Here is a 1229-nt window from a genome sequence, read left to right as displayed (position 1 = left end):
GGGGTGTGTCCGGGGGCAGCGGGGAGCCGCCCGAGTCCGTGCCCTGAAGGTCCGTCGGCAGGTGCGCCGCTTGCGATCCGCCCGCGCCGTCCGGCCCGGGGGCGGGCCAGCCCGCGCCGGTGGGCGGCACCGACGCCGGCTCGGGATACGCACCGGCGGCCGGAGCGCCCTGCGCGGGCACCGAGCCGTTCATGGTGATGGTCGGGTTGTCCTCCGGCCGTGCCGGCACGGCGGACAGGTCGTATCCGCACGCGCCGCAGAAACGGTCACCCGACTCGAGGGGTTCCTCGCAACTCGGGCAGGCGGACAACTGGGGCATCTGCGACATCAACTACACCCACGTCCGGGGGCGGTAACGATTGGCACGTTCCACCAGGTCGATCCTCTCCTCGCCGCCCCGCGCCAGCCGGGCCAGCGTGCGGTACGAGCGTTCCAGTCCGAAACGCAGGCCCCGCTCGTCCAGGCCGCTGCCGAGCAGCGTCCGTCCCCCGGCGGCGGGAGGGGCGGAACCCTGGCCCCCGGAGAGTACCCAGTCCAGCGCGCAGCCGAGGACTTCGGCCGACAACTGCTCGCGCCGCGCCGGATCCAGACCGTACGCGTCCAGGGCCTCCACCTGCGCCGCGGCGGCCGTGAGGTCCTCCAGGAACGGTACGTCGGAGGCGATCGCCGTGCGCTGCCGCAGCCGCGCCCGGACGGCGGCCACGCGCGCGCCTGTGTAGTGGATGGAGGACTCGGGGACCGACTCCAGTGTCCGTACGGCGCTGCGCCGATCCCCGGTCGCCAGCTGGACGCGGGCCAGCCCGAACGCGGCGCTCACATAGCTCGGGTCGGTCGACCACACCAGCCGGTAGTACTCGGCGGCGTTGTCGAGCTGACCCAGCACCTCCGCGCACAGGCCCAGCGCCAGCTTGGGCGCGATCTCGCCGGGGAAGGCGTCGTAGATCGCGTCGAAGGCGAGCGCGGCGCCATCGTCGTCGCCCGTCACCAACGCGGCCACGCCCCGGTACCAGACCACCCGCCAGTCGTCGGGCCGCTCCCCCTCCAGCCTGACCAGCGCCTCCAGCGCGGCGGCCGGGTCGCCGGTCTCCAGCCAGGCCCGGATCTGCCGCAGCCGCGTCTCGATCGACGGGGCCGGAGCGGCCGCGAGGGCGCCGAGCAACTCGGCCGGGGCGGAGGTCATCAGGCCCGCCAGGAAACCGGCGTTGGGGTCGGAGGGGTCGACGCGGGGG

At 74.8% G+C, this 1229-nt stretch carries 2 protein-coding genes; both read right to left on the bottom strand.

The genetic code is table 11. The features are described 5' to 3' along the window. Positions 1–328 (bottom strand): zinc ribbon domain-containing protein (locus CA983_RS43855; protein WP_208637186.1); only part of this gene is annotated, 328 nt, incomplete at its 3' end. A 3-nt stretch (positions 329–331) separates the two neighbouring features. Further along, positions 332–1229, bottom strand: an 898-nt coding sequence (locus CA983_RS43850) for a tetratricopeptide repeat protein (RefSeq protein WP_143645854.1), incomplete at its 5' end; no start/stop codon positions are given.

It is taken from the genome of Streptomyces swartbergensis (assembly GCF_002148965.1).
Taxonomy (GTDB): domain Bacteria; phylum Actinomycetota; class Actinomycetes; order Streptomycetales; family Streptomycetaceae; genus Streptomyces; species Streptomyces swartbergensis.
The sequence above is the reverse complement of the archived record's forward strand: the minus strand, read 5'-3'. Positions and strand labels throughout refer to the sequence as shown.